Here is a 25,709-nt window from a genome sequence, read left to right as displayed (position 1 = left end):
CTTTTTTAGTCTTCTAGTGCTTTGTTAATTTCAAAGGCATCAATGGTGTATTGATAAAAATCTGCAATGAGCTTTGATTTTAATGATTCTTTAAGTGTGCATATATTAACTGTACGTTCAATCGTAGGCACATATGGAATCAGTTTGATTGCACTGTCTTGTAATTCATCATTATAGGAGTCGGTTAGAAAACCAATTCCCATACCAGAAGCAGCAACATCTTTGATGACATCCTCTTGTGAACTTTCACCAATGATATTTGGTTTGGCATTCGCATCTTTAAATGATGTAGTAATTTGATTGTATACACTGGACTTATTCGAAACCAATAAGACATTTTGTAAGTGCAAATCGGAAGGATGTATTTCTTTTAAGTTTGCCAGGGTGTGATCTTTATTTACAGCAACAGCTATATTACTTGAATAAATAGAAGCCAGTGCCAAATCATCAGTAACAATACGATCAAAGAAATTGGTTGTAATAAAGATAATATCTAAATCCCCTTTTACCATTTTGCGAATAAGTTCAGGACTATTATCAATATGAAAATCAACTTTCACATTAGGTGAACTTTCCGAATATTTCATCATGTGTCGATAGAGTTCGCCATGTCCAAAAGCATTGACTAATCCAATATGCAGTTTTCCTTCATAATCTGCTTTGTGTGTGCCTAGTGCAACTTTCATTCGAGACAATTCAATTTGTATTTTATTTGCATAGTAAAGAAATTCAACACCTGCTTTTGTTAGTGTGACTTCTTGTTTTTTCTTACGATTGAATAATTTTACACCTAACTCATCTTCTAATTTCTTAATTTGTTGGGAAAGGGTAGGTTGTGTAATATACAATAATTCTGCAGCTTTTGTATAGTTTTTTGTTTCTGCTAATTTTGCTACATATTGGAATTGATTTAAGTTCATATGGTACATACTCCTATCATAGATAAAATCTATTAAAAACTTATTTATAACTATTATACATATCAAATGATTGAAAGTAAAATGAAGGCAAGAAGTAAGTAGACAAAAATGTCGTGCTTCAAGTAAGCGTTTACAAAAGTAGTGGTGTATAATTATATTACATAATTAAATACAGATTCTGATTCATTGAGGAGGTCAAAAATGGGAAAGTATGAAGTATTAGCCAAAAGGATTGTAAAAGAAGTCGGAGGTGCAGAAAATATCAATGCATTAACGCACTGTATTACGCGTCTTCGTTTTAAGTTGAAAGATGAAAGTAAAGCAAATGATCAAGCATTTGAGAACATGGATGGGGTTGTTCGTTTGATCAAAAGTGGTGGTCAATATCAAGTAGTTATTGGTAACCATGTAGGAAATGTATATGCAGATGTTGTAAGGTTTGCAGGTCTAGATGGAGACAGTACAGACACACAAACCGAAACAAAAGGGATTTTCAATAAACTAATCGATATCATCAGTGGTTGTTTCCAACCAATTATTGCACCATTATGTGCAGTAGGGATGATCAAAGGATTAAACTCATTATTATTGTTTTTTGAATTATACACAAATACAAGTGGAACGTATATTATCTTAAATGCAATTGGGGATTCATTATTCTATTTCATGCCAATTATTATTGGATATAGTGCAAGTAAGAAATTTGGTTTACATCCAATTGTCGGTATGATTATTGGGGCAACCTTATGTTATCCTGCAATTCAAGCAAACACATTAAAAGCAGGAGAACCTATTGGTCAATTATTTACAGGATCAATGTTTCAAAATGATTATTTCTTAGACTTTGTAGGAATTCCATTTATGGCAAATAACTACACAAGTAGTGTTGTGCCTGTAATTGTTGTTGTTGCATTAGCAAGTAAAGTACAAAACTTAGGAAAACGATTCATTCCAGAAATCATTCAAAACTTCTTTGTGCCATTCTTTACATTACTTGTTTCATTACCAATTGGATTATTAGTTATTGGTCCAATCATCGTCTTATTAACAAATGCACTTGGTGATGCATTTATGAACTTGTTAGCATTCTCACCAATTATTTATGGAGCAGTTATTGGATTTGTATGGCAAGTACTAGTTATCTTTGGATTACACTGGGCACTAATTCCATTAGCACTAATTCAATTAGGAGATACAGGAGTAACAACAATTATCGTTAGTATGTTTGCTGCTAGTTTTGCACAAACTGCGGTTGTTGCTGCAATGTACTTCAAATTAAAAGATAAGAAATTGAAAGACTTATGTATTCCAGCAGTTATTTCAGGTATTTGTGGAATTACAGAACCAGCAATTTACGGGATTACTTTACCTAAGAAAAAACCATTTATTTACTCTATGATTGCTGCAAGTATTGGTGGTGTCATCATTGCAGTAATGAATGTAGAAGCATACAACATGGGTGGAATGGGAATCTTTGGAGTTGTTCGTTTCATTAACCCAACAACTGGATCACCATGGTACATGTATGTGGTACTATTAGCAATCGCTGTATCGATGATTATCGGATTTGTCTTAACATTCTTCTTCTGGAAAGATGATACAGTTGTCGCACAAGAACCAGAAACAAAGAGCGTAAAAAATGAAAAAGTTATTAGCCCTATTGCCGGTAGTGTTCTTCAATTAAATGAAATTAGTGATCCAGCATTTGAATCGCTAGGTAATGGAGTTGTCATTATGCCTGAAGAAGGAAAAGTATATGCACCATTCGATGGAACAATTGCAACATTATTCCCAACAAAACATGCCATTGGTATCGTTTCAGATAATGGAATGGAATTATTAATTCACGTTGGAATTGACACTGTAGAATTAGATGGAAAACACTTTGAAGCATTTGTAAAACAAGGAGATGCAGTAAAACAAGGAGATCTTTTATTAGAGTTTGATATGAAAGCAATCGAAGAAGCAGGGTATACACTTGTTTCACCAATTGTTATTACAAATACAAATGCATATAAAAATATAAACTTAGTAAAAGCAGATAAAGTCGCAAAACAAGAGCTATTATTTGACGCACTTGTGTAATACGAAAACAGGGAAATAGCGCATGCTGTTTCCTTATCTTTTGAAAATATGAATGAGGAGGAACTATGGGAAGACTTAAAATTGCAACAATTGGTGGAGGTAGTAGCTACACACCAGAATTATTTGAAGGATTTATTAAACGTAAAGATGAGTTAGATATTAAAGAAATCTGGCTTGTGGATATCGAAGAAGGAAAAGAAAAGCTAGAAATCGTTGGAGCGATGGCAAAACGTATGATCAAAGCTGCTAACCTTGATTGGGAAGTACATTTAACTTTGGATCGTAGAGCTGCATTAAAAGATGCAGATTTCGTAACAACACAATTTCGTGTAGGATTACTTGATGCAAGAATCAAAGATGAAACCATTCCATTAAAATACGGAATGATGGGTCAAGAGACAAATGGAGCTGGAGGAATGTTCAAAGCTTTACGTACCATTCCAATCATTAAATCAATTATTGAGGATATGAAAGAATTATGTCCGAATGCTTGGTTAGTAAACTTTACCAATCCATCAGGAATGGTTACAGAAGCTGCTATCAAACATTTTGGATGGACAAGAACGATTGGATTATGTAATGTGCCTATCGTTCATCAAAACATCGCAAATGCATTTGAAGGATTAGAACCATTCAGTGATGAATTATACTTCAAGTTTGCAGGATTGAACCACTTCCACTGGCACCGTGTTTGGAATAAACAAGGACAAGAAATCACAGATAAAATCATTGACCAACAATATGGAAAAGATATCGCTCCTGAAGATATGCCAGAAGGTGTAAAAAACATTCCACAAATGCCTTTTGATTACGACTTGGTAAAACATGAAGGATTATTACCATGTATGTACCACCGTTATTACTATTTAACACAAACGATGCTAGATTTAGAATTAGAAGAATACAAAGAAAACAACACACGTGCTCAACTAGTAAAAGCAACCGAAGATCGTTTGTTTGAACTATACAAAGATCCAAACTTAGATTACAAACCAAAAGAACTAAGTGAACGTGGAGGAACCTTCTATAGTGATGCAGCATGTGAAGTAATTGCATCCATTGTGAACGACAAACGTAAAGTTATGGTTGTAAGTACACAAAACAAAGGAGCGATTGCGGATTTACCATACGATAGTATTGCAGAGGTATCAAGCTATATTACAAGTCATGGAGCAGAACCAATTGTGTGGGGAAGTTTCAAGAGTGCACAAAGAGGAATGCTACAAATTATGAAAGCAATGGAAGAATGTACGATTGAAGCAGCAATCACAGGAAACTATGAAACATTGAAACAAGCATTCACAATTAATCCATTAATCGAGTCTGGAGAAAAAGCAGACATGGTAATGAATGAACTATTAGTTGCACATAAAAAACACTTACCACAATTCGCAGACAAAATTGCTGAATTAGAAAAAAACGGGGTACAACATACACCGATAAGTAAATAAAAGAAAAAGGATTTTACGATCAAATAATGATTGTAAAATCCTTTTTGTATATTAGATAACTCCTTGTGCTAACATAGCACGAGCAACTTTTAAGAATCCAGCGATGTTTGCTCCAGCGACATAGTCACCTTCAACACCGTACTGTCTTGCAGTTGTTGAAATGTTTTTGTAGATGGTTTCCATGATGTCTTTTAATTTCTCATCAACATCATCGAATGTCCAAGACATGCGTAATGAGTTTTGACTCATTTCTAATCCAGAGACAGCAACCCCACCAGCATTACTTGCTTTACCAGGGACGTAAAGAATGTTGTTTGCTTGTAGCACATGTACTGCTTCAGGAGTACATGGCATGTTTGCACCTTCAGTAACTGCTTGTACACCGTTTTTAACTAATGTTAGTGCAGCAGTTTCATCAAGTTCGTTTTGCGTAGCACAAGGCATTGCAATATCACATGGGATGCTCCAAATACCAGCACAACCTTCTGTATATGTGGCAGTTGGTACAACTTTTGTATATTCGATAATTCTTGCACGACGAACTTCTTTGATTTCTTTAACGATATCTAAGTTAATTCCATTTGGATCGTAAACATATCCAGCTGAATCACTAAGGGCAACAACTTTTGCACCTAGTTGCATAGCTTTTTCTGTTGCATAAATTGCTACGTTACCAGAACCTGAAATAACAGTTGTTTTACCTTCGAAACTTGTGTTGTGATCTTTTAACATCGCATCTGTGATATAGCAAAGTCCATATCCAGTAGCTTCCGTTCTAGCAAGGGAACCACCAAAGTCTAACCCTTTACCAGTTAATACACCAACGCTTTCATTGCGGATTTTTTTGTATTGTCCATACATGAATCCAACCTCACGAGCACCAACTCCAATATCACCTGCTGGAACATCAGTAAATTGTCCAATGTGACGGTTTAATTCACTCATGAAACTTTGACAGAAACGCATCACTTCTGCATCTGATTTTCCTTTTGGATCAAAATCAGATCCACCTTTTCCACCACCCATAGGTAATGTTGTCAGCGCGTTTTTGAAGATTTGTTCGAATCCTAAGAATTTAATAATACTTGCATTTACAGATGGGTGAAAACGAAGTCCACCTTTGTATGGTCCAATCGCACTGTTGAATTGGATTCTAAATCCACGGTTAACTTGAACTTTACCTTCATCATCTACCCAAGGTACACGGAAGAATATTTGGCGTTCTGGTTCAACAATACGTTCAAAGATTCCTGCATCTAAGAACTCTGGGTTTCTTTCTGCGACAACTTCTAATGACTCTAATACTTCTTCTACTGCTTGTAGAAATTCTGGTTCATTTGGATTACGTTTTTCAACCATATCCAAGACATACTGTAATTTGTTTAACATGCTTGTTTCCCCCTTAATTTACTAGTATCGTATATGAAATCACGGTGATTATTCACCACTTTTTCCGTAGTTAGACAGTACACGTGCACTTGGTTCTTTTGTGGCACATCCTTCCCAATGTTGGTTAGGTAGCCAATAGTCCTTAATCATAATGTCGTGTCCTTTGTAGTGTGTATCAAACACTTCGCGGTAATATAAACTTTCTTTTGTATATGGAGGGCAGTGTGTATATAAAGAACATCTGCGTTCCATTTCTTCATCTGTATACAATGATTCTGTATATTCCTTGATTATATCAACTAATGAATGACCGACTGCATCAGAAAATGCAGCTTTGTCACGAAAGAGGATACGTTCAGGAAGATATCCATCAACAAATGCGTTTCGTAATAAATATTTACCCATGTTGTAAGTATTTACTTTTTTCTCTGGTGCAATTGACATAATTGTATCCGCGAATTTCAAATCACCAAAAGGAACTCTTCCTTCAAGTGAATTGCTTGTTATACAACGGTCTGCACGTAAGACATCATACATATATAATTCACGCACACGCTTTTGTGCTTCTTTTTGAAACTCAATTGCGTTAGGTGCATAGTCGGTATATTTATATCCTAGCAGTTCATCAGCGATTTCTCCAGTAAACAAAACTTTTATATCGCTATTTTCATGAATCCATTTACACAATAGATACATACCAATGGATGCTCGTATTGTTGTAATGTCCCAAGTTTCTAAAATGCGAATGACTTCTGGAAGAGCATCAATGACATCTTGCTTGTCGATGACCACTTCATGATGGTCGCTTTTTAAATATGTAGCAACTTGTTTTGCATATTTAAGATCGATTGCATCACTAGCCATTCCAATAGAGAATGTTGTAATGGGTTTACTAGATTGTTTAGCTGCGATACTACAAACCAAACTCGAATCCAGTCCACCGCTTAGTAAATAGCCAACTGGTGCATCAGCAACCATGCGTTTGTGGACTGCTTGAACAAGGTCATCATGGATTTGTTTGCATATCGTTTTGGTATCTGTATCAATATACCGACTTGCTTGACTTACATCGTAGTATCTTGTGAAGACACCATCCTTATAGTAATGACCAGGTGGGAATGGATAAATCGTATCACACATATCCATCAATGCTTTTGCTTCACTAGCAAAGGCGATTTTCTTGCTGGTCTTGTCATAGCCATAAAACATACCACGAATCCCAAATGGATCACGAGCAGCAATAATACTGTTTGTGTTTTCATCGGTAATCACGCAGGCAAATTCTGCATCAAGCATTTGGAATAGTTCAACCCCATATGTTTCATATAGAGGAATCAATAACTCACAATCACTTGAACTGGTAAATGTATACGCAGGAAATGCTTTTTTCATTTCTTGGTATCCATATAATTCACCATTGCACATAACGGTAATTCCGTTGTGTGAAAATGGCTGCATACCATTTGCATCCAAACCAACAATGGCTAGACGATGAAACCCAAATACACCAAGTTCTGTTGTTTCTATTCTTGACATATCCGGTCCGCGATACGCGATTTTTTCAAATCCTTTTCGAAATGCTTTTTGTGATACATGTAGATCACTTGCGAATAATATTCCGCACATAAGTAGTACCTCCTAATAAAAAACAGTCTTCTCCCACAAGGGACGAAAGACTGTAGTTCCGCGGTACCACCCTATGTTACCATACGCCGTTGTATGATCACTTTTAATAACTATCATTATTAAGCTTCTTTAACGTGAAGCAATCGGCTAACACTACATATCGCATTAGCAACTCCTAGGTGTTTTTCTCTTATGACTTATCATCAAGCTTCCACTATCCTTGACTCTCTATTCACAGTTTCATAAGGTACTCGTCCTAATCAATGTTGATGGTGTTATTTTATCAAAATGAAAACAGATGTCAACAAAAATATGAAAAAGTTACATTTCATATATGTAACAATTTACATTATAGGTGATTTAAGTGTAAAAAAGACCATTGATATATATCAATAGTCCTTTTGCAACGATGATGTTGCTAGGCAAATAACTATATACAATATGTAAAGTTATTTGCAAAGAGAGAATGAACGAAAACGTCCAAGTATCTAGTCAATTGTTGCATATTTATGCAAAGGTATAAGTAGTAGGGGTGATTGAATCTAGATGACTAGATAAATCTAAATACAATCATTTGGTTATAAACATCACACATGGAATTTCCATTCCGCTATAATTATATATCATAACAATCGTGACGCTACTCATTTGACCACAATTTTCAGAATCACGGTCAAATACATTGCAAGTATATAGAATCATACTATACTAGAATCACCATATGAATGCGTATGGAATTTTTTCATTTATTGGTAGGGATTGAAAGATAGGAAGGAGTCTATGATGTTTTATAACATACATAATAAAAAATGGAAGTTTATAGGTCTTATTGCAGCTGTCGCAATGATGATTACTACAGTATCTACAACCGTTTTGGCAAAGGATACGACAAATCAAACAAATCGTTTGAACATACAAAATAACTTGGTTGAAGTAAGTGCAACCGAAGAAAGTTTTGAAGAGTGGATGCCAGATCCATATCTACGCACGATTACTAAACAAAATCTTGGTTTAGATTCTGAAAATCCAAATGAAGTAGTTACAAAAGAAATGTTAGAGAATTATTCAGAAGATCGATTTTCAATTGGTGGAACTTCACCTGATCAAATAGTATACAATACGAAAGGTTTGGAATACTTACCAGATACAGTGACGATTGAATATATTAGTCAATATTATTGGGGTGGAACTCATGAATATAACTTTGAGCCGATCGCTAATAATCCAGTGTATTTGCATTTATATCCAATTTCTAATTCTGGGAATTATGAGGGTATTGTTCCGTTGTTAAAAGACTCGAATACATTTACAATTGAGTTGTCAGGTGCACCTACTGCCGAAGATGATCCAATCGTGCCTACAGCACCAATCTATGTGGAAGATATGCATGAATTTAGTATTCCAATTGAGCAATTATTCATTTTGGGTTCTGCGGATGCATATGATTTATTTACATGGAACAATGCAAACTATATGATCTATGTTGGAGACTATGCTTTAACTTATATTGTTACATTTAATGAAACAACAAATGCATATGACTTTAAAGTCAATGAGGAAATAAGTGAAGAAGAATATGAACAAGCACTAGCTGAATATACAAAGCAAAAACAAGATGGTACATATAGTTATATGTATGGTGGAATGAATGCAAGTTTTTCTACGCCATTTATTTCAAGCGGTTCATTGATTACATATCCAGATATTCGATTAGCAAATGAAGGTGAACCAGTTACCATTAAATATCAGGATACCGATGGACAAGCAATTATTGATGATATCCAACTTGAAGGAAATATTGGTGAAACATATACAAGCGAGCAAAAAACATTTGCTGGATATACATTTAAAGAAGTAATTGGAAATCCACAAGGTAGTTTTAGTGATGAAGCACAAACGGTAACTTATGTGTATACCAAAGATGTGGTTGCAGGAATGCCAGTAACTGTAAAATATCAAGATACAGATGGGAACGTAATTGCTAAAGAAGATATCTTGCAAGGAAACATTGGTGAAAGCTATACTACAAGTCAAAAACAAATTCCTGGATATACCTACAAAGAAGTAATAGGAAATCAAAATGGAACGTTTAGTGATCAAGCGCAAACAATTATCTATGTATATACAAAAGATATTGTAGTGCATGATACACCAATTAATGGAAATACGAATTCTGATTCAGATATTCCAAAAACTGGAGATACAAGTATACCTACAGAACTATTGCTTGCATTAGCATTTGGATCTGTTGTAGTGATTGGTATCATTTTCTATAAAAAGACTAAGCAAAATAAAAAATAAGCAAAAAAAAAGAGTTGTAGCAGCTTTGAGTATAATCTCAAACTGTCACAACCCTTTTTATTAGTCGTTTAATCCTAGTGCAGTACGTAAACCGTTTGTTGCGATTTCTAAATCTGTGTTAACACTATCAACTTCACTTTCGTCAGCTTCGCTAACGTATGATAGGTTTGATTGAATTTTAGAAATAACATTTAGGATTGACTCATTATCGATTGAATCACTTACGTCTTCTTTTGATAATTTATCAAGTACTTTTTGTACTTTATCTGCAGCTTTTGCAGCAGTTACATCGTTTGCAAAATAGTCATCCATGATTTCTACAACAGCTTTTCCATTGTCATAGAAAGTTTGAGATACACCATCTGGTAACGATGTTGATGAACACCCGAATAATCCAAGTGCACATACGACCATAAAGGCAATAAACTTCTTCATAACTCTCCTCCAAAATTGTAATCCATAAGATATTATACGACTCTTAGTAAATAAATCAATCGCTTTTGACCAACTTCTTTAGAAAGCAACAAATAACAGAAAGCTCACAATATTTTCATTTAACTTTGGGATATAGAATTGCGATTTATCGTCGACTGTACTATAATAAATGAAATTGTAAATATAAGAAAAAGGAGTGGTATATTTTGGATCCCCAGCAGATCATTATAATTGTTAGTTTAATTATGCTCATTGCATTATCTGCAATGTTCTCAAGCAGTGAAACTGCTTATTCAAGTGTTAATGTTATTCGTTTAAAAAATATGGCCAAAGAGGGTAATAAGAAAGCAGAGTTAGCCTATAAAGTTCATAAGAACTATACATCTGCAATCACATCCATCCTCATTGGAAATAATATTGTAAATATATTGGCGACATCTCTGACTACGATGCTATTTACCGATTTATTTGGTAGTAGCGGGGTTGCGTTTGCAACAATCGTTATGACAATTGTGGTACTTGTTTTTGGTGAGATTACACCAAAGATTTTAGCAAGCAGTCATCCAGAGAAAGTAGCAATGCGATTTGCACGACCGTTATCGTTGCTTATTGCGATTTTCAAACCCATTAGTTTTATTGCGGTAAAAGCGCAATTGCGTTGGGATGAAGATGAAGAAAAGAAAGTTACAGCAACAGAAGATGAACTTCTAGAAATCGTATCAACCATCGAACAAGAAGGAGTTTTAGTTCAAGAAGAACGTGAACTTATTGAAAGTGTTATTGAATTTGATGATACAGCAATCAAGGATGTCATGGTTGCACGCGACGAAGTAATTTGGATTTATGACAATGCCAAAGTGGAAGAAGTAAAAGAACTGATTATGAACCACAAGCTTTCTCGTTTCCCTGTTATCTCACATAAAACGTTGAAGGTAGTTGGTGTACTACGTGTTCGTGATGTATTTGAAGCGATGATCGAACGCAAGAAAATCAGTATTCCAGAAATGATGAGTGAACCTTTATTTGTTTCGCAAAGAAAGAAGTTACCACAAATTCTTGAATCGATTCAAAAAAATCGTGTACATATGGCAATTGTAACTGAAAGTGCAAAAATCGAAAACTTTGTTGGTATTGTAACTTTAGAAGATATCTTAGAAGAACTTGTTGGTGAGATTTATGATGAATATGATTTATTACCAGATCATGTTGTAGAAATTGGTCATCATACATTTGAAGTTGAAGGTAAGGTAAACCTTGCACACTTCTTTGATGAATATCTAGATGATTATGAATTACCAAAAACCTCTGCACGTTCGATTACTGGATGGGTAGCTGAACTTGCTGGTGGTCGTGTTCGTAAAGGAAAAGAAATCGATTTTGAAAACTATGAGATAAAAGTGCTTGCAACGAAAGAAGGCAAAGCCGAAAAAATAGAATTAACGGTATTAACACCGATAGAAAGCGAGGAATAAATTATGCAATTCTTACAAAAGATTGAATCAAAAAATGCACCAGCACCAGTAGGTGCATACTCACCAGCAGTGAAACTAGGTGACTTTATGTATATGTCAGGACAATTAGGTCTTGATCCAAAAACAAACGAATTAGTAGAAGGTGGCGTTGCTGCACAAACAAAACAAGCAATGGACAACATCCGTGCAATCCTAAATGAAGTAGGTTTAGATATGCACCATATCGTAAAAACAACAATTTTACTTGCTGATATTAATGATTTCAGTGCAGTAAATGATGTATATGGAGATTACTTTACAGATGTATTCCCAGCACGTAGCGCATTCCAAGTTGCTGCATTACCAAAAGGTGCTGCAGTTGAAATCGAATGCATGGTTATTGATACATTGGTTTACGAACGTCAAGCACAACAAGCACAAGGTGGTTGTGATGGTTGTGGTGATGACTGTTCTGATGGCTGCGGTTGCGGTGGTTGCTAATTCATAAGTAACATTAGACAAGGCGAAAAGCTTTGTCTTTTTTTGTGTATAAGTGTAAGCAAAATCACTCGTTTGTCTCGTTTGTATATATGAAATATTATTATATAATGAAAACGTTAAAAAGTGTGTGGAGGGACAAATGAAAAAAATATTACGAATCTTTTTTTGTGCTGTTTTAGTGTTTTCAACATTTACATTAAGCAGCACAACCGATATTACAATACTGGCAAACACCAGTGGTGTAAACCATAATGAAGGAGTACCAAGCGTATTTGAAAGCAGTGGATATCCTTCAAGTATAGAAGTTCCAATCGAGATATGGGACCAACAACAAGATGATATAGTGTTTCAAAAGGATAAAGTTCATGGAGCAGCTAATTCGGGATTGGTACAAAATCAACTGGTCGATGGAAAACCAGTACCGACAACATCAGGATATCTTAACGATGATGTTGCGCATTTCAATGATTGGTATGAAACCACAAATAATAATGCATATTATCAAGGGAAATTAAAGTTAACACTAGCTGATGCGAATACTGGAAAGTATGTATATGAGCCAATTAAACAAAATACATACTTAAATAAAAACTATGGATTATTTTTCCCGTTAAATGATATGGCTACTTCAACAGCAGGAAATGTAAATAATGTTCTTTCTGATACAGATTTACAACGAGCAAGAGAATGGCAAGATGAAGCAGAAGTAAGGTATGCAAGCAAATCCGGTAAGAGTGGAGTAGTCTGTGAGTTTGATGACTACAAAATAGACAAAAGTTGCTATATACAAGACTTTGACAAACATAACTATCACTTTACAACGAAAACGCAAATAAAGTTTACATACGTTGGTGGAGAAGAATTTAACTTTAAAGGAGATGATGATGTCTGGGTCTTTGTAGGGGATCAAGCGGATAATGGTACGTTAGTAGTTGACTTAGGTGGATCGCATGGTGCCCAAGATGGTAATGTGACATTTGGAAAAGCAAATGTATCCAATTGGAATGGGAATATACCAAAAACAGGATCTACATATTCATCACATCCAGGTACAGGAAGAAGTGAAATTAAACGAGATCTTGGCATGGAAATTGGCAAGACATATTATCTAACGATATTCCAAGCGGAACGAAATACCAATGGTTCAAGTTTTAAAATTGAGACAACATTAACTTTTGATCAACTGGCAGTTAATAATGTGAAAACAGCATTTGAAGAAGGTCAAAGAACTGCAGTCTTTGAAAATGATGTTATCAACAAAGGTGGAGATGCAACGAATATCTCGCACATGGCAAGTTGGTTCAATTCGTCTACTACTTTTAAGAATGAAGGTGAGTTTTTAAATATAGAAGAAGGAACAGATCTTAAAACACAAAGTTTTAATAGTATTCCTAATAAAGGAAATCTTAGAGACTTGGAATATGCATATGTTGATGCAAATGGAGATATTGTTGATGATACATGGACATCAATTGGATTAAGTGAAGCATCTAATGATAAAAATGGATTTAAGTTGAGTAAAAATGTTCCAATTGCAGGTAATGGTGCAATAAATAATGGAGCAACAGATACAGTTCGTTTCCGCTATAAATATGATATAAGTCAATCGGACTTGGCAGCTGATGGGTTATACAATAAATTCAGTGTAAAAGCAGCAAACTCATTAAGTGGTACTTCTGTCGAAAGTACACAAGCTTTAGGTTCATCACTTGCATTTAAGGCACAAGTCGGTACAGAAACAACTGTAGCTGCAAAAAAAGATGTTATGAGTGATGTGGAATATGAAACAGAAAAAGTATATACAGAAAATGGACAACTTCTTATCTACAAATATGAAGTTGTAAATACAGGATTAAAAGATGCAAAACAAATGTATCTTGATTTTAGTGAATTGACTCCAGATAATGATGTACAAAATATAGCTGAGTATTTAGAAAGTGAAGCAGAATTTGAAATTGATGAAGCAACAGGAATGGTTAAATTAGATCTAGCAATAGGTGAAGTTGCAACGTTTTACTATGAAAGAAAATCTCCAGTAATTGGAAGTGATACCGGGAATGTTTATAGTAGTCAAGTATCTGCATATCAAAATGCAAGTAGAGATTCTCTTGATGGAGATAGAACTTCATCAAGTGCTAAAGCTACAGTTGTTATACCGAAAGTTACAATTGAACAAGACTATCAAGTGTATCAATCAGATATGTTGCCAAGTGAGCATGTCTTTAGTGAAGAAGCAAAACAAGTTACTCACGGTGATCAAGTGTTATATAAATTTACACTTGCAAACAAAAGTGAAGAAGCAAAAAATGTAACATTTAGAGCGTTCACGAATGAAAGTGGAGAAAACATCCAAATTGATTACGGAAGATTTATTGATGGTGATGGAAATGAAGTGATTTTGCATGATGGTCAGGTAAGCTTAGGTGTAGGACAAAGTGCTACATATTACTATATTGGTGAAAAACTAGAGCCAACAGAGATTCATTCAACATACACAACCTACGGTGAAATGATTAATTCATTACATGAACTTGTACTTTGTACACCACATGAAATGGTTGTTGAAATTGACATTCCAAAATTAACGATTGATAGCACGTATCGAAGTGTAGATGATATAACGTCTGTACAAAATCTAGAAACACTATTTACTGAATTGGTTAGTGAACCAGAGGAGGTTCTAGTGAATCAGGATGTAGTTTATAAAGTCACTATCGAAAATAGTGGAAATAAAGAAGGACAGATGGATATTGTAGCTAAGCTTAACAATAAGCAAGTTACTTTAATGGATGTAAACAAAGAAGAAGTATCAAATGAAGGGATTACTGTTGCTGCTAAAGAGACACGAACTTTCTATTTTGTGCAACATGATGTGAATGGAAATCCAGCAGGATTAGAACATACATTTGTGGCAAACATTCAAAATGCACATGAAGATTTTATTATAGAAGATAAAACGACGAACCAGTATGCGGTAATTTCATCACCAGAGACAAGCATCCAACAAAAGCTTGCGTTTGGTCCATTTAGTTCATACGAAGAAGTAAATGAAAACTTTTCATCACTATCATTTGTAAGTGCTGCAAAAGATGATGAACTACGTATACCACACAAACAATCTGTAGTGTTCGCAACCAAAATTCAAAATACAGGAACATATGTGGATAAAGTCAAACTAAGCAGTATCTTTAAGCAATATGATACAAGTGCAGATGTAACAAGTTATTTATATGTTAGAGATAATGGAATATTTGTATCTTTGAAAGATATGAGTGATCTTGTCACATATGAAGATGGTGCATATTATCTTCATATACAACCTGGACAAACAACAACGCTATATTATTTAGCAAATAATGTTGAAGGAAGTAAAAATGATATAACATACACTTTGAAAACATCGCTTGAAAGTGAGTATGTAGAAACAGATGTTACAAGTACATTCAAAGTTGGAACTGGATACATTCAGTTACAACATGTATATGAATTGCTAAATGAAAGTGATAATGCATCTCGTGACATTACATATGGAGATAGTGTTCGTCATACCATTACATTACAAAATAATGGAACTGAAGCAGCTGAAGTAAAATTACATGTCGTTCTTGTCAGTGAAGAAATGCAACTGCAAAACAGTTTAGTGGAATCAGTGACAAAGCGTTTGCTCAAAACTGGTAAACTAGCAAGTGAAGACAATAGATCTGTGTATTACGATGATACGGTTGTTGTGCCAGCAAATACATCGATTACACATACATTTGATCATGAGATGATTGGAGGAAGTACGCAAGGAACAAATTACAGTGTACATGCATCCATCGCAAACGAAGAATATCCAGAGGTTGTCGATGCAGACTATCAAAATACTTCACAGTCGTACAGTGTGAGTATCCCTGAAGTTACAATGGAACAACTTGTTGCTGTATATGATCAAGAATACTCATACAAAGAACAAACGTATGTAGATGAAGCAAACCTTGAGGTTCATCACCAAGATACACTTATCTATCAAACGAAATTAACCAATGAAAGTGTTCATGAAGCCATAATTGATATGACAAGTATGATGAATGAAGAAACAGTGGAACTATATGATGCAAATATGCAACCAATGGATCAATCATTTAGCCTGAAGCCAAATGAAACGATATATGTATATGCAATCTACGATGTTGAAGGTTTACCAAAAAGTGGAAAACTTTATGAAAAAGTTGATACTGTGCATTATACAGATGGATATGCATACCAAAACAAGGTAAGTGATACAGTAGAAGTTGTGGTTATCGCAAATCCAAAGATTCAAATAACAAGTGATTATGCAATCTATGATGATGCTGATGATGTAAGAGAACAAGCATTTATTCGTGAACAAAGTAAACTTGGATTACAATACAGTGATCAACTAGTTGTTCGTGTACATATTGAAAACATCGGTGAATATGAAGGTGAAGTTCATTTAAAAGATGCATTGCGTAGCGCTAGTGAGCTTGGAACTTTATATGATGTGAATGGAAACGAACTACACTTTGATGAAGCAACTGATTATTCATATTTATTAGAAAGTGAACTGTTTAATGAAGATGGTGCATCGTCATTTACGTTCTATATTGTTAGTCCACCACTAACAGATGAACAGTTTGTTTATGAATGTGAGATTGATGTTGAAGGAATGGATGTAGTTGAAGAAGAGGAAATCATTGACCGTGAACAAGGTGATGTAATTGTTGCTATTGATCCAAACATTGCATATCAAGTGCAATTCATATGGTCAGATGAAGACGCTCCATTTGAATCAATTGATGGAAAAGTCGATGGACAAAATCCAACGATTCAAGTTGAAGAACTCGCTGTGAATGATATTATGGACCAACAAGATGTAGAAGACTGGAAAATTAAGCAAATCTATCAACTGGTTCAAGATGAAAAAGTTGAAGTAAAAGAAGACGAAATTGAAATCACAAGAAAAAGTAATACGATTCAAGTGGTAGTAGAACCTGTAGTTCAACCACCTGTATTACCAAGTGAGCCAGAAATTAAAAATCCAGAAGTTGATGATTCATCAAATGGACATGCATCGATTGATAATGAAACAAAAAACAACGCAAAAGACACAACTACAAATCACGTACTTGCATCAAATGTTGATACAGGAGATCGTACCAATACGTCAGTATTGTTCTTAGTTTGTCTATTGAGTGTACTAGTGATTGGCTATCAAATTGCCAAAAGAAAACAATAAAAATTGAGAGGTAATTCACGTTAGTGAAGCCTCTTTTTCTTTACTCACATAGTTTTCACATTTTTGCTTTCTTTGTTGGTGAAATAAATGTATAATAAATGAGTATTTCAAAATTTGAGGGAGGAAATATGTTAGAAAAATTATTTAAACTTACAGAAAAGAAAACGACTGTAAGAACGGAGATTATTGCCGGAGTTACGACTTTCTTGGCAATGGCTTACATTTTAGCAGTAAACCCTGCAATTCTTGGTGATGCAGGAATGGATGCACAATCTGTATTCCTTGCAACTGCAATTGCCTCAGCACTTGGTTCAGTTTTAATGGGACTACTTGCAAATTATCCAGTTGCGCTTGCTCCAGGAATGGGGGTTAATGCATTCTTCACGTATTCAGCAGTAATGTTGATGGGAGAAACGTGGCAAAGTGCATTAGCTGCAGTATTCGTATCAGGAGTATTATTCTTACTGATTTCAGTTACGGGTGTACGTAAAGTCATTATTAATGCAATTCCAAAACAACTTAAAATTGCAATTGCAGCTGGTATTGGATTCTTCATCGCATTTGTTGGATTAAAAAATGCAGGAATTATCATTGCTAGTGAAGCGACAGGTGTTGCTATGGGTGCCTTAACAGAGCCTACAGTATTACTTGCAATCTTTGGAATCATCGTTACATTTGCTTTAGTAGCTAGAAATGTACCAGCAGCAGTATTCCTTGGACTTGTAATTACAGCAGTTGTTGGTTTAGTCTTTGGTTTCATGGGAGTTGAAGGAATGCCTCAATTACCTAGTACATTTGATTTAAATTTCAAAATGACTACAATCGGTGGATTTGCTGATGGGTTTAGTCAATTATTCTCTAACATTCCAAATATGATCGTGATTGTATTCTCATTCTTATTCGTTGATTTCTTCGATACAGCAGGAACACTTGTTGGTATTGGAAACCGCATTGGTTTAGTTAATGAAGAAGGAGAAATGGAAGGTGTTGAAAAAGCACTTTTAGCTGATGCAATCGCAACAGTTGTTGGTTCAATGATTGGTACAAGTACAGTAACATCTTTCGTTGAAAGTACAAGTGGAGTTGCTGTAGGTGGACGTACAGGATTAACAGCAATTACTACAGGAGTATTATTCTTAGTATCTATTTTATTTGCACCAATTGTATTATCAGTTGTTACAAGTGCAGTAACTACACCAGCATTAGTAGTTGTTGGAGTTATGATGTCACAACAATTAAAAGAAATTGATTGGGATGACTTTGCATTTGCAGCTTCAGGATTCGTTACAGTTATCATGATGATTCTTACATACTCTATTGCAAACGGTATTGCATGGGGATTCATTATTTACACAATCGTAATGTTAGCAACAAAACGTTCAAACAAAATTAGTCCAGTTGTAGTAGCATTAGATATTGTATTTATCCTATACTTCTCAATGGATGTTTGGATGAAATGGTTCTAAAATAAACTGTTGAAAGGTAAGTCGAAAGATTTGCCTTTTTTCTTACCTTAAAATATAAAACAGGGATATAATATATGTAGTTAATAGGGAGGATGTATTATGAAAAAATCATTAGTTGCTTATTTTTCGGCAAGCGGAGTTAGTGCTAAACTTGCACATCGAATTGCAGATATACAACAAGCAGATATATTTGAAATCAAACCAAAAAAGGTATATACAAGTGAAGATCTAAATTGGAATGATGCTAACAGTCGAAGTAGTATCGAGATGAAAGATCACGCATATCGTCCTGAAATGATACGTAATGAACTGGATGTATCTACATATGATCTGATTTATGTAGGATTTCCTATATGGTGGTATATTGCGCCGACAATCATAAATACTTTCTTAGAGAGTTATGATTTTACAAATAAGAAAATCGTTTTGTTTGCGACATCTGGAGGAAGCGGTTTTGGAAAAACCGTAGAACACTTGCAAGGTAGTGTATCAAAACATACGATACTTCAAGAAGGAAAAGTATTCACACATACACCAACAGATGATGAATTAACAAGTTGGCTAAATCAAATATAAGGACAAGTCGAAAGATTTGTCTTTTTTTAGGATTCTTAGATAAGGAGGTCTATACATACATATAGAAGTTAGACTTCAGAAAGGAGAATTATTATGCAATTGGTATTACCAAAACAATTTGTGGCTTACGAACAAACACATGAACTTGTTGATGGGCAGGGGTTTTATATCAATAATAAAAACTTACGAATGATCGCATTTGCGGTGTGTTCAAACCCATACAATGTTTCATCACTAGCTTGGGGAATTCGAGCAAGTGCAGGCTGGGTAGCAGCGAAATGTTCAGCGTTTGGACCATTAGGTGTAGCTGTAGGTGCCTTTGCGGCAACGTTCTTGGTTGCAGGGGCAACCGGATTTGCTAGTTCAGCTGTAACTGCCTTATCACGAGGAAAAGGTGTAAGTGTAGGTATTGGATGGGCATGGGGCTTTATTCCATACTTATCTACTTCGGTACGCTAGTATGAATGCATTGGATCAAGATAAGAAGAAAGGACAATTTGCATGGAAAACAGTATATCCATATCTTGGTGCAGTATGTACATTATGCAGTGGACTTTTATTAGCATATAGTTTTCATGAGAACTTTCAAAGTTCTATTATAAATTTGATATATTATTTTACTTTTTATGGAAACGTATATTATATGGCACATTTTTATAGTGGATATATTCGAAATAGAAGCTTACTGTATCGAAAGTACACAGAATGGATATTACTGAGTCGAATACTTGTGCATTTTATCATTCATGCAATGCATGAAGAGATACTTATGCTAACAAGTATGCAAATGTTACAATTGCTTATTGGCATCACACTCATACACGCTCTTGTTGTGTATCGCGTGGATGATTTGTTATGTAAAAGCATTGTAAATGAAAATGAACAATAACTGTAAAGGGCATACCCGTTAAAGGTATGCTTTTTACAGTTTATAAAGAAATGGTGTACATAAGGGCAAATATGAAGCAATCTTCAGTAAATCTTTAGCTTTAAGACCTACAAAAAAGTGCATAAACATGGTATTATAGCAACTGTATGAAAAATGATAACGACTATGTAATTAAAATAGATAAAAGCGGAAATGAAGTAACAGTTGCCCAAGTGCATGCTGTACTTCTTGAGATGCTTAAAGATTTGGATGCCATTTGTAAAGCAAACGATATTCCATACTACCTAACAGGAGGTTCATGTTTAGGTGCTGTTCGTCACAACGGGTTTATTCCTTGGGATGATGATGCCGATGTGGGGATGATGTATGAAGACTACAAACGCTTTTTAAAAGTGGTGAAAACGATGGATCAAAATAAGTATTATTACCAATGTTTTGATACCCACAAGGAGTATAATGTATGTATACCAGCGATGAAATTACGTCGTAAAAATACGTATGTAAAAGAAGTGAATAGTTTATTAAAAAACAAATGTAGTGATGGAGATGGATTATTTATCGATGTCTTTATCGTTGATTATGTGGATGAACGCCGTTGGGTAGACTTTTTATGTCGAATCAAAAGTTTGCTATATATGGTGGTTGTGACATTCTTTGAAAACATCATGAAAAATCCACTATGGTTGAAAACAAAATATTGGAAATTTATTCGTCGCTATAGCGCAAAAGCAAAAAAACGTGGTTCACAAACCATTGGGTACGATTTAAGTTGGACCTTTGATAAACCATGGAAGCCAGTAGCCTATAAAAAAGCGGATATCTATCCCGTGCAATATCATACATTTGAGGATACGATGTTACCGATTCCCAAAAATCCAGATGCTTTATTGGAAGTGGAAATTGGTGGTGTGTACATGGAGTATCCAAAAGGTAAGATGCAAGCACCAAAACATATAGCAGATATAAACTTAAAGGGAGATGTAGCAGAATGAGTTATGCACCAAGACGCAGAAAACTTAACTACAAAGTTGTGATACCACTTTTGGTATTGCTTGTTTTCATCGCGTACTTGGGATTTCATTTAGCTTTTGGAAATACAAAAGAAACGCACGAAAATTACACGATATGTGATTTTAGTGGAGAGAAAACAGTAGAAACAATTCATCATGAAATGAAAGATGATTTTACTGTGGCAGACTATACATTTTATGGAGAAAGCTTGGCTTTGTTTAAAAATGCATATACTGGAGAAGTTAGTGATCCATTAAGTTCTATGACAGTAAAACTAAAGAATTTATGTACAGGTGAAGAAACGCCATATGTACTTGATAAAGGTTTGGATCGAAAAGTCTTACTGACAAACCTAAGTGATGGAATCTATGAAATTTATGTAAGTGAAAATCTTACAGATAAACGCGTAGTTTTTGATGGAGATGTAGATGATTCAATTACAACGATTACACGCAATGGAAAAAACAAAAAAGTGCGAGTATTTACGGATCAAAATATCTTAAAAGACTATGATGTAAAATTAAAAAAGAATTACTTATTTTTAGAAATAAGCGAAACGAAATTGAAAAAGGATGCCTATGATGTTGCCATTGATCCAGCAGGATTGGACTCTTCATTTACAAATGGAGTGGTCAGTAATGGGAATGAAGGAAATGGTCTAGTAGAGGCAAAAGAGATGTATGATGCAGCTTTAAGCCTAAAAGAAAAACTAGAAAGTAAAGGACTTAAAGTATTAATTCTACGCAATGATAGTGATGTTACAGACACATATGGACGTGATGGACGCATTGCAAAAGCGTATAATGCTGGAGCGAAATACTATTTCCGTTTGGCATTTGATGTGGATGTGAGTAGTGATACAACTGGTTTTAATATTTTATATTCAGGACATGCAAGCAACATGTTTGCAGCACGAATTGGATATGATTTTCATCAAAAAACCGGTTTAAAGGGTTGTACCATTTATATGAAAACAACCGATGAAGTAGGAGTGATTCAAGCAGCATTAATTAACGGATTGCTTGATGATCGCCAGGTATATGACAGTGATCTTTGGTTACGAGAAACCGGAGGAAGAGCTACACAAGCAGGCTTGTATTCAGAAAACACGAAAAAGGGGACGGCATCTTTTGCCTATAATAACCCGTATGGTATGAATGCGTTGAATATTTATTTTGGTTTTGTGTCGAATCGAGATGATGCAAATACCTGGAAACAACAGAAAGAACAGATCATCACATCGCTAGCTGATTCTATTTCAACATATTTGCAGTTGGAGGATTAATCATGCGATATCAAATAAGTAAAGGAAGTAAATCCTTTGGAGCCCATGATATATTTAGCAATGTTACTTTTGAAGTCAAAGACAGAGACAAAGTAGCGATTGTAGGGCGTAATGGTTGTGGAAAAACAACCTTATTAAAAATTATAGCTGGTGAGGAAAGTTTGGATGGTGGTGATATTCACCATGACCGTAACATTCAAATTGGATACCTTGCCCAAACGACCTTCTTTTCAGAAGATCATACGGTCGAAGCAGAGTTTGAAAAAATCTTTGAAGAGTTACATGCAATTGAAAAGCAACTTGAAGAAGTAAGTAAACAAATGGAAACGGACCATAGCCAAGAAACCCTAATGCTATTTGGAAAGTTACAAGAAGAACATGAACGTCTTGGTGGATATACATACAAAAGTGAAATCAAAACCATTTTTACGAAATTTGGTTTCGCATTAGATGACATGCAAAAACTGGTTTCTCAATTTTCAGGAGGCCAAAAAACACGTTTGGCATTTGTGAAGTTATTACTATCAAAACCAGATATACTATTGCTTGATGAGCCTACAAACCACCTAGATATCGATACGATAGAGTGGTTGGAAGGATACATTCAATATTATCCAAAAGCCGTAGTTATGGTAAGTCACGACCGTACATTCTTAGATCGTGTTGTGGATATTGTTTATGAATTAGAACTTGGGAAAATGCATAAATATGTAGGGAACTATTCTCACTATGTAGAAGCCAAGAAAATCGAAATGGAAAAAAATCGTCGTGCATATGCAAATCAACAAGAAGAAATTGAGCGTGTGGAACAATTGATTGAAAAGTTTCGTTATAAAGCAAGCAAAGCGAAAATGGCACAATCTAAGATTAAATACTTAGATCGAATGGATAAAGTAGATTTGATGCAAAGTGATACACGTAGTTTCCATGCAACATTTAAAAGCCGAATCAAAGGTGGAAATCAAGTATTGAGCGTGGATGATTTGACCATTGGGTATGATGTTCCATTATGTAATATCAATCTTGAAGTATTACGTGGACAACGCATTGCGATTATCGGTGGAAATGGACAAGGAAAATCAACATTTCTTAAAACACTGATGGGAGCAGTAGAACCTCTGTCTGGCTCTTTTATGTTTGGTCACCAAATTGAAATTGGGTATTTTGATCAAGAGCTTACGCAATTCAAAAACAACACAGATAGTGTTCTTGAAACGATTTGGGATAAATATCCAGATTTAAATCGAACAGAAATTCATTCCGCTTTAGGAAGTTTACTATTCCATGGAGAAGAAGTGTTTAAAGAAGTACGTGTACTAAGTGGTGGAGAGAAAGTGCGTTTATCCTTTGTGGATTTAATGCTACAAAAACCAAACTGCTTATTACTTGATGAGCCAACCAACCATTTGGATATTGTTGGTAAAGAAGCACTTGAAGAGTCACTTCTTAACTACGATGGTACAATGCTATTTGTTAGTCATGACCGTTACTTTATTAGTAAACTTGCCAATGGAATTCTAAAAATTGATGATGGTGTAGCTGTTTATCAACCATTAAATCTGACAGAATTTAACGAGAAGCAAAAAGCAGAAGCTAGTAAAGAAGTTAAAATAGAAGAAAAAGGTAAAAAGGAAAAACCAAAACATATTAATTATGGGCGTGAAGTATCGCGTTTAGAGAAGAAAATTGCCAAAGCTGAAGAAGAACTTGAGGCATTACGTGAACTACGTTTTGATCCTGAATACTATCAAGATGCACATAAGATGCAAGAACTTGATGAACAAATTGATGACGTACACAACCAAATTAGTCAAATGATGGAACTTTGGGAAGAATACAGTGAATACATGGAAAGCTAGCGTGCTAGCTTTCTTGCATTATAGGAGCTTATATGAAACTATACTTTGATTTAGACGACACATTATATGATCGTGTCCAACCATTCGCGAAAGCAATAAAACAAGAATTTCCGCAGTTACTTGTACATCCAGTACAAGAAGTGTATGACACGTTTCAACATTTTAGTGAATCGGTTTTCGATAAAATGCAAGAAGGTGTAATATCCTTACAAGACCTTCATATTTATCGAGCAACACATATGGCAGCACATTATGGAATAGAAATTGATATAAATAAAGCATTGGCTTTTCAACAAGCGTATCAATGCAATCAAACAAAAATTGAGTTATCCGATCAAATGAAAGATTTATTAGATAGCTTAGTTGAAAACCATATTGAAATCGGTATTATTACCAATGGTGATGCAAAACATCAACGTATGAAAATCCAACAATTGGACTTGTTGAAATGGTTTGATAATACACGTATTTTTATTTCAGGTGAGGTTGGTATCATGAAACCACATGCAAAAATCTTTGAATTAGCAGGAAGTGGACCAACGTATGTATATGTAGGGGATTCATATCCTAATGATGTTGTTGGTTCAAAACAAGTGGATTGGACATGTATTTGGTTAAAGAAGAAAGATGTTGAGCAAACACCGATTCAAGCAGATTATCTTGTTTATGATGAACAGCAAATGTGCATGAAAATTAAAGAATTATTTCAAATAAAGTAATATCATCAAAAAAAGCAACCTGAGGGGATCAAGTTGCTTTTTAGTATTCATTTGTGTTTAATTTTATATAAAAAGGGAGAATATTTTTTATTATTCTTTGTGTTTATTATAATATTTTAGGGAGAATATTATTTTTTGTTGGTCATTACTAGTTTCAATATGTAGGTAACTAGTAATTCTTGCTCTGTCATGTTCACCTCCTTGAAGTATCTTTATCATACTTGGCATCTATGATTTTCTTAGGTAAAGTTTGTGAAAAGTAAATGAACTAATTTGAACAATAGGAAAACATTAAAAAAAGCAACCCGAGAGAATTTGGTTGCTTTTAATTCATCTGTATGAATATAAGGGAGAGAATTATGTATTTATATTGCTTAGATAAGCAGATTACTTTTTATTTTCTTTTACTAATTGGCTTAATTCAACCAGTGCATACCAAGTCTCGATAAATCACTGATAAGTACTGAATAATTTATGTGTCTTTAAAGCATTTCTTGTGATGGTAA

18 protein-coding genes and 1 other annotated feature are annotated in these 25,709 nt (G+C 34.7%); of the genes, 14 read left to right on the top strand and 4 right to left on the bottom strand.

Going from position 1 to position 25,709, the window contains the following annotated elements:
- Nucleotides 1-5: 5 nt before the first annotated feature.
- Nucleotides 6-920 (bottom strand): LysR family transcriptional regulator, encoded by a 915-nt coding sequence (locus tag EDD63_RS06225; protein ID WP_166667564.1) that lies wholly within the window; start codon nucleotides 918-920, stop codon nucleotides 6-8.
- A 201-nt stretch (nucleotides 921-1,121) separates the two neighbouring features.
- On the opposite strand from EDD63_RS06225, the gene EDD63_RS06220 reads away from it, so the two are divergent.
- Complete coding sequence (locus EDD63_RS06220; protein WP_134169565.1) at nucleotides 1,122-3,005, top strand: beta-glucoside-specific PTS transporter subunit IIABC; 1,884 nt, start codon at nucleotides 1,122-1,124, stop codon at nucleotides 3,003-3,005.
- 65 nt (nucleotides 3,006-3,070) lie between these two features.
- Nucleotides 3,071-4,456, top strand: a complete 1,386-nt coding sequence (locus EDD63_RS06215) for a 6-phospho-beta-glucosidase (RefSeq protein WP_134169563.1) — start codon at nucleotides 3,071-3,073, stop codon at nucleotides 4,454-4,456.
- A gap of 51 nt (nucleotides 4,457-4,507) precedes the next feature.
- On the opposite strand, the gene gdhA is transcribed toward EDD63_RS06215, so the two are convergent.
- Nucleotides 4,508-5,845 carry an NADP-specific glutamate dehydrogenase gene (gene gdhA, locus EDD63_RS06210; protein ID WP_134169561.1) on the bottom strand — a complete coding sequence of 446 codons (1,338 nt, stop codon included), beginning with the start codon at nucleotides 5,843-5,845 and terminating at the stop codon, nucleotides 4,508-4,510.
- A 48-nt stretch (nucleotides 5,846-5,893) separates the two neighbouring features.
- On the bottom strand, nucleotides 5,894-7,471 hold the full coding sequence (gene asnB / locus EDD63_RS06205) for an asparagine synthase B (protein WP_134169559.1): 1,578 nt from the start codon (nucleotides 7,469-7,471) through the stop codon (nucleotides 5,894-5,896).
- Between the two features lie 35 nt (nucleotides 7,472-7,506).
- Nucleotides 7,507-7,744 (bottom strand) — a binding site (T-box leader).
- 507 nt (nucleotides 7,745-8,251) lie between these two features.
- Here asnB and EDD63_RS06200 point away from each other — a divergent pair.
- Nucleotides 8,252-9,772 carry a MucBP domain-containing protein gene (locus EDD63_RS06200; RefSeq protein ID WP_134169557.1) on the top strand — a complete coding sequence of 507 codons (1,521 nt, stop codon included), beginning with the start codon at nucleotides 8,252-8,254 and terminating at the stop codon, nucleotides 9,770-9,772.
- Between the two features lie 60 nt (nucleotides 9,773-9,832).
- Here the strand turns inward: EDD63_RS06200 and EDD63_RS06195 are convergent, their stop codons facing one another.
- On the bottom strand, nucleotides 9,833-10,207 hold the full coding sequence (locus EDD63_RS06195; RefSeq protein ID WP_134169555.1) for a hypothetical protein: 375 nt from the start codon (nucleotides 10,205-10,207) through the stop codon (nucleotides 9,833-9,835).
- Between the two features lie 206 nt (nucleotides 10,208-10,413).
- On the opposite strand from EDD63_RS06195, the gene EDD63_RS06190 reads away from it, so the two are divergent.
- The 11 genes from EDD63_RS06190 to EDD63_RS06140 all read left to right on the top strand — a co-directional run bounded on the left by EDD63_RS06190 (nucleotide 10,414) and on the right by EDD63_RS06140 (nucleotide 25,203).
- Entirely contained in the window at nucleotides 10,414-11,679 is a 1,266-nt protein-coding gene (locus EDD63_RS06190; protein ID WP_208318304.1) for a hemolysin family protein, read from the top strand.
- Nucleotides 11,680-11,682: 3 nt separating this feature from the next.
- Complete coding sequence (locus tag EDD63_RS06185) at nucleotides 11,683-12,159, top strand: RidA family protein (RefSeq protein ID WP_134169553.1); 477 nt, start codon at nucleotides 11,683-11,685, stop codon at nucleotides 12,157-12,159.
- Between the two features lie 139 nt (nucleotides 12,160-12,298).
- Nucleotides 12,299-17,398 carry a fibro-slime domain-containing protein gene (locus EDD63_RS06180; RefSeq protein WP_134169551.1) on the top strand — a complete coding sequence of 1,700 codons (5,100 nt, stop codon included), beginning with the start codon at nucleotides 12,299-12,301 and terminating at the stop codon, nucleotides 17,396-17,398.
- Between the two features lie 128 nt (nucleotides 17,399-17,526).
- Entirely contained in the window at nucleotides 17,527-18,864 is a 1,338-nt protein-coding gene (locus EDD63_RS06175; protein ID WP_134169549.1) for an NCS2 family permease, read from the top strand.
- A 99-nt stretch (nucleotides 18,865-18,963) separates the two neighbouring features.
- Nucleotides 18,964-19,440, top strand: a complete 477-nt coding sequence (locus EDD63_RS06170) for a flavodoxin (protein WP_134169547.1) — start codon at nucleotides 18,964-18,966, stop codon at nucleotides 19,438-19,440.
- Between the two features lie 93 nt (nucleotides 19,441-19,533).
- Complete coding sequence (locus EDD63_RS06165; RefSeq protein WP_134169545.1) at nucleotides 19,534-19,899, top strand: hypothetical protein; 366 nt, start codon at nucleotides 19,534-19,536, stop codon at nucleotides 19,897-19,899.
- A gap of 1 nt (nucleotide 19,900) precedes the next feature.
- Nucleotides 19,901-20,329, top strand: a complete 429-nt coding sequence (locus tag EDD63_RS06160; protein WP_134169544.1) for a hypothetical protein — start codon at nucleotides 19,901-19,903, stop codon at nucleotides 20,327-20,329.
- Nucleotides 20,330-20,475: 146 nt separating this feature from the next.
- The gene (locus EDD63_RS06155; protein ID WP_134169542.1) at nucleotides 20,476-21,321 is read left to right on the top strand and encodes a LicD family protein; all 846 of its coding nucleotides are present in this window, start codon (nucleotides 20,476-20,478) and stop codon (nucleotides 21,319-21,321) included.
- Nucleotides 21,318-22,625, top strand: a complete 1,308-nt coding sequence (locus EDD63_RS06150) for an N-acetylmuramoyl-L-alanine amidase (RefSeq protein ID WP_134169540.1) — start codon at nucleotides 21,318-21,320, stop codon at nucleotides 22,623-22,625. Before EDD63_RS06155 ends, EDD63_RS06150 begins: the two co-directional genes overlap by 4 nt.
- A gap of 2 nt (nucleotides 22,626-22,627) precedes the next feature.
- A complete protein-coding gene (locus EDD63_RS06145; RefSeq protein WP_134169538.1) occupies nucleotides 22,628-24,484 on the top strand; it encodes an ABC-F family ATP-binding cassette domain-containing protein in 1,857 nt (618 codons plus the stop codon).
- A gap of 32 nt (nucleotides 24,485-24,516) precedes the next feature.
- A complete protein-coding gene (locus EDD63_RS06140; RefSeq protein WP_134169536.1) occupies nucleotides 24,517-25,203 on the top strand; it encodes an HAD family hydrolase in 687 nt (228 codons plus the stop codon).
- The last annotated feature ends 506 nt before the right edge of the window (nucleotides 25,204-25,709 follow it).

The organism is Breznakia blatticola, from assembly GCF_004365815.1.
GTDB lineage: Bacteria > Bacillota_I > Bacilli_A > Erysipelotrichales > Erysipelotrichaceae > Breznakia > Breznakia blatticola.
The sequence above is the reverse complement of the archived record's forward strand: the minus strand, read 5'-3'. Positions and strand labels throughout refer to the sequence as shown.